Origin of the sequence: uncultured Aliiroseovarius sp. (assembly GCF_947492455.1) — a bacterium.
GTDB lineage: Bacteria > Pseudomonadota > Alphaproteobacteria > Rhodobacterales > Rhodobacteraceae > Aliiroseovarius.
Window position 1 is genome coordinate 603,192 of sequence record NZ_CANLNB010000003.1, and the last position, 15,567, is coordinate 618,758.

The window sequence follows — 15,567 nt, forward strand, 5'->3', positions numbered from 1 at the left end:
CAATAGATATGTTACGAGAAATTATTCTCGCACTTCTATTGGTAACAATACCTAGGAAGGCGGGTGTGGAATGGGTCAGGCAGCGCCCAAAAGGGCAAGCCAGCCCCAGACCGTAAAGATGGACAGCGCCGTGCCCACCAGAACCGTCGTGGCCGCCACGCGTTTGCCCACGCCATAGAGGTTCGCAAACACATAGGCGTTGATGCCCGGGGCGCTGGCGGCGGTCAGGATGGCGGACCGGAACGCGTCGGTTTCCAAGGCGAAGGTGCTGCCCAAACTCCACGTGATGGCGGGGTGCAGGCCCAGCGAAATCAGGCAAAGGAACGCCACGATCTTCAGATCGCCCTCGGGCCGGTACAGATACAGCACGCCCCCAAGCGCAAAGAGTGCCGTCGGCAGGGCGGCGCGGCCAACAAGGGCTACGGCCTCGACGAATACGCCGGGCAGATGCAGGCCGGTCAGGTTCACGACAAAGCCAGCAGCGATGGCCAAGACCAAGATGTTGCGTGACATCGACCGGCCAATTTGGCGCAGCGTTTGCAGGGCGCCGTTTCCTTGGGCGCGCGCGATCTCCATCGCGGTGATGCCAACCGCATAACAAAACGGGGCATGCAGCGCGATGATTGCGTAGTTCCCAGCCAGAGCATCAGGACCGAAGGCGCGTTCGGTGATGGGAAGGCCCAGTAAAAGCGAGTTTGAGAAGAGCGAGACGAACCCGAACGCCACCGCGTCGGGCCACGGGCGGCCAAACAGATACCGAGCACCAAGAAGCCCCGCGAAGAACCCCGTCAGAGCACCCGCGTAGAAGCTAAGCAGCAAGGGCGCGTTGAACTCGGATTTCAGGTCCAGCCGGGCGATGGCCAGAAACAGAAGGCAGGGGATCGCGACGCTTTGGGCGAATTTCATCAGCCCATCAACAGCGCCATCCGATAAGACATTGCGCCAGCGCACGACATAGCCGAAACCGACCACCAGAAAGACTGGCAGGACGATATCGATCAGCGCGTTCATGAATGCCGAATGGGCAGAACCATTCCGTCATAGGCCACGGTCACGTTGTCCGGTGTTTCCGCAAGAACCGTCTCATAGTCCAGATCGATATGCATGTTGGTCAGCACGCCCTGCTTGGTGCCCGAGCGTTTGATCCATTCCAGCGCATCATCCAGATTGAAATGGGTTGGGTGGGGCGCACGGCGTAGCGAGTCGATGACAAAGGTCTGCAGCCCTTGGATCACATGGGTCACGTCCTCGGGGATCTCGCTAACATCGGGCAGATAGGCCAGATCACCGATGCGGAAGCCCAGCGAGTCCATATTGCCGTGACGGACCTCGAACGGGGTCATGCGGATCGGGCCACCTTCGCCGTCGATCACCACGTCACCGGTAATGGAATGCAAATCCAAAATGGGCGGATAGCTCGAGCCTTCGGGCTGCACAAATGCATAGCCAAAGCGCGACATCAGCGCGGTCTGCGTCGGGCTGTCGGCCCAGACGGGCACGCGCTTGCGCATGTTATAGACGATCATCCGCAGGTCATCGATCCCGTGCATATGGTCCGCGTGGCTGTGGGTATACACCACCGCGTCCAGCGCCCCGACGCCCGCATCCAGAAGCTGGCTGCGCATGTCGGGCGAGGTATCGATCAGCACGCGGGTCACGCCGCCATCGTCGCCCACGCGGGTGACAAGGGCCGAGCAGCGGGTGCGGCGGTTCTTGGGATTCTCGGGATCGCAATCGCCCCATTGGCCGCCCAAACGCGGTACGCCGCCCGAGGAGCCGCAGCCAAGGATGGTAAAGTAGGTGCCGGGCGCGCGCTCCGTCATGCGGGCACCTGATACGCGGCGGCCTTGGCGAAGAGGCGCTCGAAATTCGCCTCGGTCTGGGCGGCGAAGTCTTCATAGCTCAGGCCATACAGCTCGGCGCCCACTTTGGCTGTGTGCACGGTGAAGGCGGGTTCGTTGCGCTTGCCGCGATGGGGCGGCGGGGCCAGATATGGCGCGTCGGTTTCGACGAGAATGCGATCGACCGGGGCGGCGGCGAAGATCTCGCGTACCTCTTTGCTGCGCGGGAAGGCGGCGATGCCGGACATGGACAGGTAGAACCCCAGTTCCAGCGCGGCTTTGGCCAGCTCTGGCCCCGAGCTGAAGCAATGCATCACACAGTCAAACGCGCCTTTGCCATGTTCCTCGGTCAGGATGCGGGCCATGTCGTCATCGGCGTCGCGCGAGTGGATGATCAGCGGCAGACCCGTTTGGCGCGCGGCTTCGATATGGATCAGCAGGCTTTCAATCTGCGCGTCGCGGCTTTCGGCGGTATAGTGATAGTCGAGCCCGGTTTCGCCAATGCCGACGAATTTGGGATGAGCGGCCAGCGCCACCAGTTCCTCGACCGAGACCATTGGTTCCGACGCTACGCTCATCGGGTGGGTGGCAGCGGCGAAGAAGATGGGCGCGTGGGCTTCGGCAATGGGCTGCACTTGCGGCAGATTTGCCATCTTGGTGCAGATCGTCACCATGCGGGCCACGCCTGCGTCGGCGGCATTGGCAATCACCTCGTCCAGACGCCCTTCGAAATCGGGGAAGTCCAGATGGCAGTGGCTGTCGGTGATTTTCGGCGTGCTCATAGGGGGCGTCCTTGCCTCAGGCCGCCAATTTCACGGCCGTGTCGTTGATCTTGAAAACCATATCAAGGATGAGCGCAGCCGGGTCAAGGTTCACCGCCCGTCCATGGCTTGCGCGGGCCGACAATTCCTGTTGCAGGCTGGCCCAAGCGCGGGCGGCGTTGGGGTGGGGCGATAGGCGCGCAAGGCAGGCCGCTTCGCCCGGCGCGGCCTCGGCCGCTGGGTGGAACCCGGCCCCGTGGCGGGCCAGTCGGGCCAGAAACAGGTCAAACAGATGCAGGATCAGCGCATAGCGCTCGGCATTGGCTTTGCCGGCCGCGCTTTCAGCCAGTTTCAACGCACGGGGGCGGTCGAAATCGCGGTTTTGAAAGATCTGGACCAAGTCGCCATAGGTGCCCAAACCGTTCAGGTGTAAAAGGCGTAGGGCATCGCCTGCCGATCCAGCGGCCAGTTCATTCAAACGCAGAACCTCGTCCGCTGATGGCGTTTCGTCCAGCCCGGCCATGACCTGTGACAGCGCATCCGGCGCCAAGGGGGGCAGGCGCAATTCGCGGCAGCGCGAGCGGATCGTGGGCAGAAGGCGCGAGGGTTGGTGGCTGATCAGCAAGAGCACAGCGCCTTCGGGTGGTTCTTCCAACAGTTTCAACAGCGCATTTGCGGCGTTGGTGTTCATTTCGTCCGCCACATCAACGATGACCACGCGGCGACCACCACCGGCCGAGGACAGGGCAAAGAAGCTTTTCAGCTTACGCACCTCGTCCACGGTAATCTCGCCTTTCAGGCGCTTGGCTTTTTCGTCCCATGGACGGCGCAGCAGGAAGAGGCCGGGTTCGGACAGGGCTGCAATCCGGTGCGCGACCGGGTGGTCGGGGGAAATGTCCAGCGTGTCCGGGGTGGGGGCGGCGAACATGCCGCCATCATCCGGCGGCGTGGCCAACAGAAAGCGCGCGATGCGCCATGCCAATGTCGCTTTGCCCACGCCGCGCGGGCCGGAAATCAGCCAGCCGTGGTGCATCCGGTCCGAATTGTAGGCCGACAGAAACGCCTGTTCTGCTGCGTCCTGCCCGATCAGCCGGGTTGCCTCTCGCGGATGCGGGGCGCCTTCGATCCGGTCGGGTTGTGGGATGTCGTCGGGATCGGTGCTCATGCGTGCGCCTTGATGTCGTTCAGTGCCGTCGCCAGCACATCGGCGGCGACCACATCAATGTCGCGGGTGCCGTCGATCACGCGAAAGCGGGTGGGGTGATCTTGGGCAAGCTCCAGAAAGCCAGCGCGCATTTTGTGCTGCAACTCGGCGCCGAAATCTTCGAACCGTTCTTCGGTGCCGCCACGGCCTTTGGCGCGGGCGTGGCCCAGATCCGGGTCCATGTCGATCAGAAAGGTCACATCTGGTTCGCAGCCGATCATCAGATCATGCAGCGCGTCGACCTGTGCACGTTTGTCGCCCGAGCGCGTCCCTTGATACATGCGCGTGCTATCAGCGAACCGGTCGGTGATGACGATCTTGCCTTCGGCCAAGGCCGGATTGATCAGTCGCTCCAAATGGTCGCGGCGGGCGGCGGTGAAGAGCAGAAGCTCGGTCTCGGCCGACCAGCGGTCGGGGTCACCTTCCAGCACAAGCGCGCGGATTTCCTCGGCCCCGGCGGACCCGCCGGGTTCACGGGTCAGGACCACATCGTGACCCGCATCGCGCAAAGCCGCGGCCAGCAGGCGCGCTTGCGTCGACTTACCCGAGCCGTCGATGCCCTCGAAGCTGATGAATAACCCGCCCATGTCAGATCAGTTTGTCGTCGACGACGCGCCGGGAAGCGCCAGCGGGGGCGGGGCGTCGCCACCCATGACCATCGTCAGAACCTTGCTGGCGGCAGTGGTCAGGCGCTTGGTATAGCCCGCATTGCCGACGCCGTGTTCGGCATAAAGGGGCACGACGGTGTCGCTTAACCCATCGCGGCTGATGACCATCTGGGCCAGTTCTTGCCCCTGTGCGATCGGCGCAGGGATCGGGCCGGTCCAGCTGACCGTTGCGGTCATGTCGCCACGCTGCCCTGCGGGGATCAGCATGTTTACATCCTCGGCCGGAACCAAGCCAACGGTCGCGCTGGAGCCCAACCAGACGGGCGCTTCTGCCACGCGCTGACCGGCTTTGACCGTGGTTTTCATGGTGAATTGACGGAAGGCCCAGTTGACGATGGCTTCGGCCTCTTCCGCGCGTTCCTTTTCCGAGGTCATGCCCGAGATCACGAAGACGATGCGGCGATCCCCCTGACGCGCGGACCCAACCAGACCATAGCCTGCTTCCTGTGTGTGCCCGGTCTTCAAGCCGTCGGCACCAATGCCAAGCCGCAGAAGCGGATTGCGGTTGAAGCGGTTGTCCGGCGCGCGGTCTTTGTAATGATATTCAGTCTGCGAGAAGTAACGGTAGTAATCCGGGAACTCGACAATCAGGTGGCGCGCCAGAAGCGCCAGATCTTTCATCGACATGCGCTGCATCGGATGCGGCCAGCCCGAGGCGTTGCCGAAGCTGGTGTTTTCCAGCCCCATGTTGCGGGCGCGGTCGGTCATCATACGGGCAAAAGCGTCTTCCGTGCCTGCCAGTCCTTCGGCAACAGCCACACAGGCGTCATTGCCCGACTGCACGATGATCCCCTGCAACAGATCCTCGACCGTGGGGCGGTCGCCCTGGGTCAGGAACATGGTCGAGCCACCCATATTGGCGGCCCGGTCAGACACGCCAAACGGGGTCGACAACGTCACGCGGCCATCTGCCAGCGCTTCGAACAGCATGTTGACCGTCATCAGCTTTGACATCGACGCGGGCGGCAGGGGAACTTCCGCGCTCTTCTCAAGCAAAACGGTGCCCGTGGTCACATCCAACACATAGGCCGAGGTGGCGCGCGTGTCGAAGGCGTGCGCGGGCAGTGCTGCAAGGAAAACCAACGCCACAAGGGTCGAAATGCGCAAGGTCAGGCGTCGAAGCATAGTCAGGGTGTGTCCTTTGGTTGCTCTGTAGGGCCTATGGCCCGATATCTGCGTTCCGGTATTAGTTCGAGACAGCATAGGCGTCGACGAAACCAAGCCCTTCAATTTTCTTCAGCAAAGCTGCGAGCTCGGCCTTGTTTGTCGCCGGTCCCGCAACCACGCGCCAGAACTTCTTTCCGTTCGAGTCGCCCGGTTTGATGGTCGGCGTGATCCCAGCGGCGCGCAGAGAGGCTGCGGTGTTTTTGGCGTTCTGTTCGACCGAGAAGATGCCGATCTGGATGAAGGGCTTCGCGAGCTTGGTCTCAGAGGCAGGGGCCTCGGGTGCTGCGGCGATAGCGGGTTTGGTTGCCGCAGCCGGCTTGGCTGCAGCAGGTTTCGCCGCGGGTTTTGTCGCCGGTTTCGGGGCAGGGCGGGTGCCCACCTTTGGCGTCGTTGCTTCGGTCCGGTCCAATGCGGCCTCGGCGGCGGCAATCGGGTCATCCAACGTCGATTGCGAAATTTTCGCGGGATCTTCCAGTGTCGGTTTTGCTTCGGGCGGGGGCGCCACAGGCACCTTTTCCTTGCGTAGGGCCGTCACGGACAGTTCCGTCGGCGCACCCGCCAGGATCCCAAGCTCGGCCGCCGCTTCGGACGAGACCTGCAATCGCGGCCCCGGAATTTCACGTTCGCGGCGGAACAGAGCGGCGACAGCGGTTTTTCCGTTCGACAGGTTGCGAATGATCACGCGCTCCGGGTCTGTTGCGTTAGGGTGGGCCACCCAAACACCGCCAAGGCTGGGGCGTCCGTCCCAAAGACCTTTTTCGGTCACTTGGAAGACATCTGGAGCTTCAACATCGCGTTCAACAACCTTCCCCTGACGGGCGGTCGCCTGCGCACTCTCCGCGCCTGAATTGGCGTTTTTCATGAAGCCGGGAAGGTTGGTGTCGTCGCACGCAGCAACAAGAAAGGCACCTCCAAGTGCCACGGCCACTTTCACGGTGGTCTTTATCGACATTTCACGCCCCTAGGTTCTTTGATTTGGGATCCTTGGATCCAGACTGCTCGTTCAGGGTGTCCCCCGGATTTGCAGGCAGTCTAAACACAACATCCGCGCGAGAAAAGAGTGGCAATTACATCCATCCCCCATGAGCACCTTCTCGCGTGAAATCTTCACTTTCAGAATCGCTTGATGGAAGTTAAGCGTCTTCCTGTCGGAGGAGTGGCAGAGTGGTTGAATGCACCGGTCTTGAAAACCGACGTAGGTGAAAGTCTACCGTGGGTTCGAATCCCACCTCCTCCGCCATTTTGTCCAGTAGTCGCATTTAATATCAATGAGATATTGGCATTTAATGTAGTCCGGTCCCTATTTGCGCCCCTATATGTGCATTTGCTTGCAAGGAGTGAAATGCATTCTCGGCAACAACTCCAATTGCACCAAGTCAACTCGAACAACCTACTTTCAGCGGGTCAGTTCGATCATATCAGGCACTAGACGCTCCTCGTCAGCACGGACAACCGGCAAACGACGTTGTGTGGACCGGTGCTGTCCTAGGGCGCGACAGGCTCGCCGCTCCGATACCCTGAACTGGCTGCGGACATGATCGATACAGGCACGACGACGCGAAGGGCTTAGTAGTTTCCCCGTGCAGCTTCCGAAAGGATGGGCTTGTCCAGCGTCAGGTCCGACACGGCGCGACGCAGCCGATCATACTCTTTCTGAAGCCGCTCAACTCCTTCAACTGATCCACGCCCATTCCACCGTCGTGCTTGCGCCAGCGATAACAGGTGGTTTGGTATATGTATGGCAGGTAGTGGCCGAAGTCTGCTTGCAGAACAGCAGTTCAATTCCTGTCGACGAACTGCATTATGATCCGTCAGAAGCGTCTCCTTCGTCCGAAAACAGATGCTGCATGATCCGCTGATATCCATACCCGATCTGGACGCGCTGAATGAACCCGACGGCGGCCATGTCTCCTTGAACGAGAGCGGCTTTTATCTCCTTTAGCTCTTGCACGAGAGACGTCGCCACATCTGCGCCTGCCATCGATGCAACGCTGTACCAGGTGCTGGCGGCCTGAAAATAGGCCTGACGCCAAAAGGATCGCAGAAGACTGTTTCCGATCAGATCGGCAATCAGGATTTGAAGCTGATCATTTAATTCGACATATCTCCGCGCATCAAATTCATGCTCCAAAGCGATTGCGGCATTCAACAAGTCTTTGATCCGCGTAAGGTCGTGCTCGGTAACAGGTGGCGGAGACATGGTTCCTATCAGCGTTGCCAGCTGCAGCCGCATTTCATAGACGTGCTCGATCTGCTCGCGCGGTAGGGCTGTGACAACCGTCCCAACCCCATTGCGCGTCTCGACCAATCCCAAATGCTTAATCCGGCTAATAGCGTCGCGCACAGGCGTGCGGCTCACCCCGAACTCTTTTGCGAGTTCGGCCTCTTTCAGCTGGCTGCCTGGTGGGTAATCCAGAAAGCATATCCTGCGGATAACCTCGTCCTGAATGGATTCAACGGATGTTTTCCCATCTTCGCTTTCGATGGGGGGAAGTGACACGGGTTCGCTCATGTTGACTCTCAGAATGTCGATGCCTGTATACATGTATGGTATAATTTCAAAAAAAACACCACCAAATACAATATTGACAGCTTAGCTATATACAGCATAGTTCGAATTCATCCCTGCACCGGATCTAGGAGTAAAACGGTGAAGCGAGGATGCACATCGTCAAAACAGGAGGTTCCGATGCTGGAAGAAGCCAAAATGCGCACACACGCCCTTCAGGCCCGCATGAAGGAGACAGGCATCGTCAAAGCCGTATTCACCGATGAGAGCTCCATCGCCTACCTGGCCGGGTTCTGGGGCTATCTGGGGATCGAGTTCGGGCGCCCGACAATGCTCGTGGTTGATGCCGATGACGCGCCCGTTGTCATTACTCCGCTGATGGAATCTGAGATGGTCTCTGAAATGACGTGGGTAGAAGACGTCCGTGTCTGGGAAGACATTGGCCAATGCACATGGGGCCGCGCATTGGCCGGGGCTTTGGGTGACAACCCCGCCGAAATCTGGGTGGAAAAGGGCAGCATTCCCGCCATCGTGCGCAATCACCTTGATGAAACCTATCCCGGCGTACAGCTCAACGACATCTCTCCGATCCTGGGCGCAATGCGCATCATCAAGACACCGTTCGAGATTGGTATCATGAAAGAAGCAGGTCAGATTGCCGGGGCGATGATGGCAGCCGCGCATAACAGCCTGAGCGAAGGGGCGCAGGAATACGAATCCGCGCTTGCTGTCATCGAGGCCGGATCTCGGAAAGCAGCCAGTTTTCTGACCGATAAAGGCTGGGATCGCTTCGTGTCGCCGATGATCCACAATCTGCAGATTCTACAAAGCGGAAAGGATGCTTCGATGGTTCACCGTCGGGCCAGTGTGAAGGCATACGAGAAATTCGACCCCGTCTATTTCTGTTTCTGCAACATGGCGCAGTTCAAGCAATATAAGCTTGGCTTTGATCGGATGTTCCACATCGGTGATGTCAAAGACGAAGACCGTAAGGTGCAGCTGGCCGCAATCGAAGCGCAGCAAGCCGCGATTGCAGCCATCCGTCCCGGTGTTCTGGCCGAGGAGGTAGCTGCGGCTGCAAACGATGTTTACCGCAGGCGGGGCTATCAGACTGGCTATCGTACTGGGCGGTCGATCGGTGTGGCATATCTGGAAGCGCCAGAGCTGAAAGAGGGTGACAAAACGGCTCTGCAGCCCGGCATGACCTTTGCCGTGGATGGTGGAATTTCGGTCGACGGCGTCACCGCGGGACGGATCGGGGATTCCATTGTCGTGACGGAAACCGGCGCTGACTATATTACGAATTACCCGCGTGAAATCCTGCTAAGCAAGGCGTGAGAGATGTCTGACGCTCTTGAAGTTGCGGTTGCCCAATGCCCGGCGGGTCTGGATGGCCCGCAGGCGCGCCTGTCGTGGCTGTCGGACATCCTAGCCGAGCATGACGGCGTGCCGCTTGATCTGGTTGTCCTGCCAGAGTTGTTTCAGTGCGGTTATAATATTGGCCGCCGGGTGTCAGACTGTGCCGAAACTCCAGACGGGTCATTTGCTACGGCAATTGCAAATCTGGCGCAGCAGCATAGTACTTCAATTATTTATGGTTTTGCGGAACGCCAAGGCGACACCCTGTTCAATTCGGCGCAGTGCATCGACAAGAACGGGATCACCATCGGTCGGCATCGCAAACTCTTACTGCCACCGGGTTTCGAGGGGGATCACTTTGCGCCGGGCAGGGGCTGTGAACTGTTTCAACTTGGCGCATTCACTTTGGCGATCCTCGTTTGTTATGACGTCGAATTTCCTGAAAACCTGCGCCACGTGGCATTGTCTGGCGCGGACCTTGTTGTGGTGCCGACGGCCCTTGCGGCGCAATGGGGCGTCGTGTCGGAATGCGTCGTGCCGACACGCGCTTTCGAAAACGGCGTGTATCTTTGTTATGCGAACTACTGCGAGCAGGAAAACGGTGTCGATTACTTCGGGGGCAGCTGCATCATTGCACCCGATGGCAGTGAGCTCGCCCGCATCGGACCATCAGCAAAGCTTGCGCATGCTCAGCTGAACAAGTCTGCCGTTTCTATGGCTCGGGCACGGTTGCCCTATCATACCGACAGGCTCAGTTTGCCCTGGGTCGCCTGACCTGGGTGAAAAGGCTGTCTCTGTACGGCATAAGAGACAGTCTTGCCGGCCCAGCTAAGACGCGTTCGAGTTCGTCTGGCAGCGCGCAATTTCGCCTCACCAACCAAGCCGATACTGAAAAAGAGGCTCCCCTTGTCGATTCTGGCGTCAATCTTGTCCAAAAACGAAATGGTGCTTGGTGGCATTCTCGACCTTCATAGGGGAAGGAAGAACAGGAGCCCTCATGCGCTATTCTGCTTTGAGACTGATCAAGGAAAGCCTGACCGGGCACAAAGGTTGGGGGCCGCAATGGCGTGATCCCGATCCAAAGGAAGCCTATGACTATGTGATCATTGGCGGCGGCGGGCATGGGTTGGCCACGGCCTATTATCTGGCGAAAGAGTTTCAGGGCGCGCGGATCGCGGTTCTGGAAAAAGGCTGGATTGGTGGCGGCAATGTGGGCCGGAATACGACCATCATCCGTTCGAACTATCTGCTGGATGGGAACGAACCGTTCTATGAGTTTTCGCTGAAGCTGTGGGAGGGTCTCGAGCAAGACCTGAACTATAACGCGATGGTCAGCCAGCGCGGCATTCTGAACCTTGTGCATACGGACGCGCAGCGGGATGCGGCGCGGCGGCGCGGGAATGCGATGATCCTGAACGGGTCAGATGCCGAGCTGCTGGACACGGATGGCGTGCGCGCCATGTATCCGTTCCTGAATTTCGACAATGCCCGCTTCCCGATCAAGGGTGGGTTGTTGCACCGGCGTGGCGGCACTGTGCGCCATGATGCAGTCGCTTGGGGCTATGCACGCGGCGCGGACCAGCGCGGCGTAGACATCATCCAGAATTGCGAAGTCACTGGATTCCGTATCGAAAACGGCAAAGTGCTGGGCGTCGAGACCTCGCGCGGGTTTATCGGCGCTAAGAAGGTGGGTGTCTCGGTCGCGGGCAGCTCTAGCCGCGTGATGGCAATGGCGGGGATGCGTTTGCCCATTGAAAGCCACGTCTTGCAGGCTTTCGTGTCCGAGGGGCTGAAGCCCTTCATTCCGGGCGTGATTACCTATGGCGCGGGGCATTTCTATTGCAGTCAGTCCGACAAGGGCGGGCTGGTCTTTGGTGGCGATATCGACGGCTACAATTCCTACGCCCAGCGCGGAAACCTGCCGGTGGTCGAGGACGTGATCGAAAGCGGCATGTCGCTGATCCCCGGCCTTGGACGCGCGCGGCTTTTGCGCAGCTGGGGCGGTATCATGGACATGTCGATGGACGGCTCGCCCTTCATCGACAAGACCCATATCGAGGGTCTCTATTTCAACGGCGGCTGGTGCTATGGCGGTTTCAAAGCCACGCCTGCTGCGGGCTTCTGCTTTGCCCATCTTCTGAAAACCGACCGTCCGCATGAGACCGCAAAAGCCTATCGGCTGGACCGGTTCATGACCGGGCACATGATCGACGAAAAGGGCCAAGGCGCCCAACCGAACCTGCACTGAGGAACAGAACCGATGATTATCAACCATCCGCTTCTTGGGCCGCGCGACGCGCAAGAGTTCACCTATCTGGGCGACGCGGGCCTGATCAACCGTCCCTATTGGCTGTCGGAAAACGCCCTGCGTGAATTCCACGACTATCTGCATCTGCGCGACAACCCGGCGGGTCTGCACCGCGAGCTGTGGTTCCACGAACAGGGCGACCGCTCGTGGCTGGTCGTCACCCGCGACACCACCACGCATGAGATCACCAAGGTCGAATTGGCCCGTGATGTGGCCCGCGCAAACCGGGCGGCCGAGGTAATGCAATGACACAGGCAAACCGCCTTTCCGGCGGGCTGATTGATCGGTCCGCCACGCTGAATTTCAGTTTTGATGGCAAAAGCTATCAGGGCCATGCGGGTGACACGCTGGCCTCGGCGCTCTTGGCAAATGGCGTGCGCCTGATGGGGCGCTCGTTCAAGTATCACCGCCCGCGCGGCGTGCTGACCGCCGGGTCCGAGGAACCCAACGCGCTGGTCGAGTTGCGCTCGGGTGGACGTCAGGAACCCAACACCCGCGCCACCGTGGCCGAGATCTATGACGGGTTCGTCGCCAACTCGCAAAACCGCTGGCCGTCTCTGGAACGCGATATGATGGCGATCAATGATCGCTTCTCGACTTTCCTAAGCGCTGGGTTTTACTACAAGACCTTCATGTGGCCGCGGGCGTTCTGGGAAAAGCTCTACGAGCCGATCATCCGCAAGGCCGCCGGTCTTGGCAGCCTGACAGGCGAGGGCGACCCCGACGCTTATGACAAGGGTTTCCTGCATTGTGACCTTCTGGTGATCGGCGCTGGCCCTACGGGTTTGGCCGCCGCGTTGACCGCAGGCCGTGCAGGCGCGCAGGTGATCCTTGCGGACGAGGATTTCCGTCTGGGCGGGCGGTTGTTGTCAGAAACCGGGTTGCTGTCGGATCAGTCCGGTGCGGAATGGGTCGGTCAGGCGCAAGCGGAACTGGCGTCTCTGCCAAACGTTCGTGTGATGCCACGCACCACCGTCTTCGGGGCATATGACCACGGCGTCTATGGTGCGGTCGAGCGCGACGCGGATCACCTGATCGCCCCGGAGGCAGACAAGCCGCGCCAGACGCTCTGGCGGATCTATTCCAAACGCGCACTGGTCACGACCGGGGCAATCGAACGCCCCATCGGGTTTGAAAACAATGACCGCCCCGGCGTGATGCTGGCAGGCGCCACCCGCGCCTATGCCAACCGCTACGCGGCCACGCCCGCGCAGTCGGTGGTGATCTTTGCCAACAATGACGACGCGCACCAAACCGCCCGCGACCTGATCGCCAAAGGGGTCGAGGTGCCCGCCGTGGTGGATATCCGCCCCGATGCGCCCGCGATTGACGGCACCGAGGTGCTGGCCGGCGCACAAATCATCGACACCAAGGGTCGTCTGGGTTTGACCTCGGTCACCGTTCGTCTGGCAAATCGCCAGACCCGCGTGATCCAATGTGGTGCGCTTGCGATGTCGGGCGGTTGGAACCCGAACCTCGGCCTGACCTGCCATCAGCGCGGTCGCCCGGTTTGGAATGATGACATCCATGCCTTTGTGCCGGGGCAGGGCTTGCCCTCGGGCCAAAGCGTTGCTGGCTCTGCAATGGGCGAGATGTCGACCCATGCGGCTCTGACCGGAGGGGCGGCGAAGGCGGTTGAGGTGCTCTCTGAACTGGGCATCGAGGCCAAGGTGGGTGACCTGCCCAAAGCCGAGGACGCGCCCGTATCGCTCACCCCGTTCTGGCATGTTTCGGGCGCGAAACGCGCGTGGCTGGATTTCCAGAACGACGTGACCGTCAAGGACGTGAAACTGGCGCATCAGGAAAACTTCACATCCGTGGAGCACCTGAAACGTTACACCACGCTGGGCATGGCGACCGATCAGGGCAAGACCTCGAACGTTGGCGCGCTGGCGGTGATGGCCGAGCTGACAGGCAAGTCGATCCCCGACACTGGCACCACCATTTTCCGCCCGCCCTATACGCCCGTGTCGATGGGTGCACTGGCAGGCCGGGCGGTGGGGAAAGAGTTCCACCCGACCCGCCTGACCCCCAGCCATAAATGGGCCGAGGAACAGGGTGCCGTCTTCGTCGAAGTCGGCAACTGGCTGCGCGCGCAGTGGTTCCCAAAGGCGGGGGAAACCCACTGGCGTCAATCCGTCGACCGCGAGGTTCTGGCAACGCGTAACTCCGTGGGCATTTGCGACGTGACCACGCTGGGCAAGATCGACGTGCAGGGCGCGGATGCTGCCGAGTTCCTGAACAAGATCTACGCCAATGGCTTTGCGAAACTGCCCGTAGGCAAGGTGCGTTATGGCCTGATGCTGCGCGAGGATGGTGTGGCCTATGACGACGGTACCGCCGCGCGTCTGGCCGAGGACCACTTCGTCGTCACCACCACAACGGCCAACGCGGTTCTGGTCTATCGCAACATGGAATTTGCCCGCCAATGCCTGTGGCCGGATCTGGACGTCCAATTGATCTCCACCACCGAAGCTTGGGCGCAATACGCGGTCGCTGGCCCCAATGCGCGCAAGCTGTTGCAAAAGATCGTGGACCCCGAGTTCGACATCTCGAACGAGGCCTTCCCCTTCATGGGCTGCGCGGAAATCACCGTCTGTGGCGGTTGCCGCGCGCGGTTGTTCCGGATCTCGTTCTCGGGCGAGCTGGCCTATGAGATCGCCGTCCCCACCCGCTATGGCGACGCGCTGATGCGCGAAATGATGGCGGCAGGCGAGGAGTTCGACGTCGTGCCTTACGGCACCGAGGCGCTGGGCGTCATGCGGATCGAGAAGGGTCACGCGGCAGGGAACGAGTTGAACGGCACCACCACCGCGCTGAACCTTGGGCTGGGTCGCATGGTGTCGACCAAAAAGGATTGCATCGGCAATGTGCTGTCGCGGCGCGATGGGATGAACGCCGAGGACGCGCTGAATCTTGTGGGTCTGCGCCCGGTGGATGCGTCGAAAACTGTTCCGGCGGGCGGGCATCTGATGAATGCTTCGGGGCCCGTCGATGCAGCCCACGATCAGGGCTATGTCACCTCGGCCGCCTATTCGCCGATCCTTGAAAGCTCGATTGGGCTTGGCTTTGTGAAGTCGGGTTTTGAGCGGATGGGCGAGCAGTTGCGGTTGGTTAACCCACTGGAAGGTCAAGAAATTCTGGTCGAAATCGTCAGCCCGCATTTCGTCGATCCGGAAGGAAAGAAGCTCCGTGCATAAGTTGAAACCCATCACCCCGCTGGGCGCGGATACGCCGCGTGTAGACCAGATCGGAACGCTGACCATCACCGAGGTTGTGGATCAGGCGTTGGCGTCCGTCGCTGCGCGTGAGGGGCAGCTGGAGGCGGCACAAAAAGCTTTGCCGCTGGGCTTGCCGAGCGTCGGGAAGTCCGCAACCCAAGGCGACTTCACCGCCTTCTGGACTGGTCCGGATCAGTGGATGATCTCGGCCAATCACGACGAGTACGAGTTGCTGGCTACTGAGCTGAAACAGATGGTCGGGGACACGGCATCGGTCGTAGAACAGACCGATGGTTGGTGCCGGTTCGACGTGTCGGGCGCGGTGCTGTGCGACCTGTTCGAACGTCTGTCCAACGCTCCGGTACGCACAATGGCACCCGGAGACGTCATCCGCGGAACGGTCGAACATCTGGGCGCCTTCCTGTGGCGACTGGCGGACGACCGCATAGCCGTGATCGCCCCGCGCTCGTCGGCGGCGTCATTGCATCATGCATTGGTGGCGGCGGCCCGTTCGATCGCCTAGGTCACA

General features: G+C 60.4%; 14 protein-coding genes, 1 tRNA gene and 1 pseudogene. 7 read left to right on the plus strand and 9 right to left on the minus strand.

Annotation, left to right across the window (positions count from 1 at the left end):
- Nucleotides 1-75 precede the first annotated feature (75 nt).
- The 7 genes from Q0677_RS09640 to Q0677_RS09670 all read right to left on the minus strand — a co-directional run bounded on the left by Q0677_RS09640 (nucleotide 76) and on the right by Q0677_RS09670 (nucleotide 6,593).
- Nucleotides 76-1,011: an AEC family transporter gene (locus Q0677_RS09640; RefSeq protein WP_298908994.1), complete on the minus strand. Its 936-nt coding sequence runs from the start codon at nucleotides 1,009-1,011 to the stop codon at nucleotides 76-78.
- The gene (locus Q0677_RS09645; protein ID WP_298908997.1) at nucleotides 1,008-1,823 is read right to left on the minus strand and encodes an MBL fold metallo-hydrolase; all 816 of its coding nucleotides are present in this window, start codon (nucleotides 1,821-1,823) and stop codon (nucleotides 1,008-1,010) included. The genes Q0677_RS09640 and Q0677_RS09645 overlap by 4 nt, the downstream gene beginning before the upstream one ends.
- The gene (locus tag Q0677_RS09650; protein ID WP_298908999.1) at nucleotides 1,820-2,623 is read right to left on the minus strand and encodes a TatD family hydrolase; all 804 of its coding nucleotides are present in this window, start codon (nucleotides 2,621-2,623) and stop codon (nucleotides 1,820-1,822) included. The genes Q0677_RS09645 and Q0677_RS09650 overlap by 4 nt, the downstream gene beginning before the upstream one ends.
- Nucleotides 2,624-2,639: 16 nt before the next feature.
- Complete coding sequence (locus Q0677_RS09655; protein WP_298909001.1) at nucleotides 2,640-3,767, minus strand: DNA polymerase III subunit delta'; 1,128 nt, start codon at nucleotides 3,765-3,767, stop codon at nucleotides 2,640-2,642.
- A complete protein-coding gene (gene tmk / locus Q0677_RS09660; RefSeq protein ID WP_298909004.1) occupies nucleotides 3,764-4,393 on the minus strand; it encodes a dTMP kinase in 630 nt (209 codons plus the stop codon). The genes Q0677_RS09655 and tmk overlap by 4 nt, the downstream gene beginning before the upstream one ends.
- Nucleotides 4,394-4,399: 6 nt before the next feature.
- The gene (locus tag Q0677_RS09665) at nucleotides 4,400-5,599 is read right to left on the minus strand and encodes a D-alanyl-D-alanine carboxypeptidase family protein (protein WP_298909007.1); all 1,200 of its coding nucleotides are present in this window, start codon (nucleotides 5,597-5,599) and stop codon (nucleotides 4,400-4,402) included.
- Nucleotides 5,600-5,660: 61 nt separating this feature from the next.
- Complete coding sequence (locus Q0677_RS09670) at nucleotides 5,661-6,593, minus strand: SPOR domain-containing protein (protein WP_298909010.1); 933 nt, start codon at nucleotides 6,591-6,593, stop codon at nucleotides 5,661-5,663.
- A 198-nt stretch (nucleotides 6,594-6,791) separates the two neighbouring features.
- Here Q0677_RS09670 and Q0677_RS09675 point away from each other — a divergent pair.
- Nucleotides 6,792-6,881 (plus strand) — tRNA-Ser (locus Q0677_RS09675).
- A 159-nt stretch (nucleotides 6,882-7,040) separates the two neighbouring features.
- Here Q0677_RS09675 and Q0677_RS09680 read toward each other — a convergent pair.
- Both Q0677_RS09680 and Q0677_RS09685 read right to left on the minus strand, forming a co-directional pair.
- Nucleotides 7,041-7,377: pseudogene (locus tag Q0677_RS09680) on the minus strand (IS3 family transposase); the annotation flags it as partial.
- Nucleotides 7,378-7,442: 65 nt separating this feature from the next.
- Complete coding sequence (locus tag Q0677_RS09685; protein WP_298909013.1) at nucleotides 7,443-8,186, minus strand: GntR family transcriptional regulator; 744 nt, start codon at nucleotides 8,184-8,186, stop codon at nucleotides 7,443-7,445.
- A 144-nt stretch (nucleotides 8,187-8,330) separates the two neighbouring features.
- On the opposite strand from Q0677_RS09685, the gene Q0677_RS09690 reads away from it, so the two are divergent.
- The 6 genes from Q0677_RS09690 (at nucleotide 8,331) to Q0677_RS09715 (ending at nucleotide 15,561) form a co-directional block, all read left to right on the plus strand.
- On the plus strand, nucleotides 8,331-9,488 hold the full coding sequence (locus tag Q0677_RS09690; RefSeq protein ID WP_298909016.1) for a Xaa-Pro peptidase family protein: 1,158 nt from the start codon (nucleotides 8,331-8,333) through the stop codon (nucleotides 9,486-9,488).
- A 3-nt stretch (nucleotides 9,489-9,491) separates the two neighbouring features.
- Nucleotides 9,492-10,283, plus strand: coding sequence for a carbon-nitrogen hydrolase family protein (locus Q0677_RS09695; RefSeq protein ID WP_298909019.1), 792 nt, complete (start codon nucleotides 9,492-9,494; stop codon nucleotides 10,281-10,283).
- 223 nt (nucleotides 10,284-10,506) lie between these two features.
- Nucleotides 10,507-11,757 (plus strand): sarcosine oxidase subunit beta family protein, encoded by a 1,251-nt coding sequence (locus Q0677_RS09700; RefSeq protein WP_298909021.1) that lies wholly within the window; start codon nucleotides 10,507-10,509, stop codon nucleotides 11,755-11,757.
- A gap of 12 nt (nucleotides 11,758-11,769) precedes the next feature.
- Nucleotides 11,770-12,066, plus strand: coding sequence for a sarcosine oxidase subunit delta (locus Q0677_RS09705; RefSeq protein WP_282064642.1), 297 nt, complete (start codon nucleotides 11,770-11,772; stop codon nucleotides 12,064-12,066).
- Nucleotides 12,063-15,017 (plus strand): sarcosine oxidase subunit alpha family protein, encoded by a 2,955-nt coding sequence (locus tag Q0677_RS09710; RefSeq protein ID WP_298909026.1) that lies wholly within the window; start codon nucleotides 12,063-12,065, stop codon nucleotides 15,015-15,017. Before Q0677_RS09705 ends, Q0677_RS09710 begins: the two co-directional genes overlap by 4 nt.
- Nucleotides 15,010-15,561, plus strand: coding sequence for a sarcosine oxidase subunit gamma (locus Q0677_RS09715; protein WP_298909029.1), 552 nt, complete (start codon nucleotides 15,010-15,012; stop codon nucleotides 15,559-15,561). Before Q0677_RS09710 ends, Q0677_RS09715 begins: the two co-directional genes overlap by 8 nt.
- Nucleotides 15,562-15,567 lie beyond the last annotated feature (6 nt).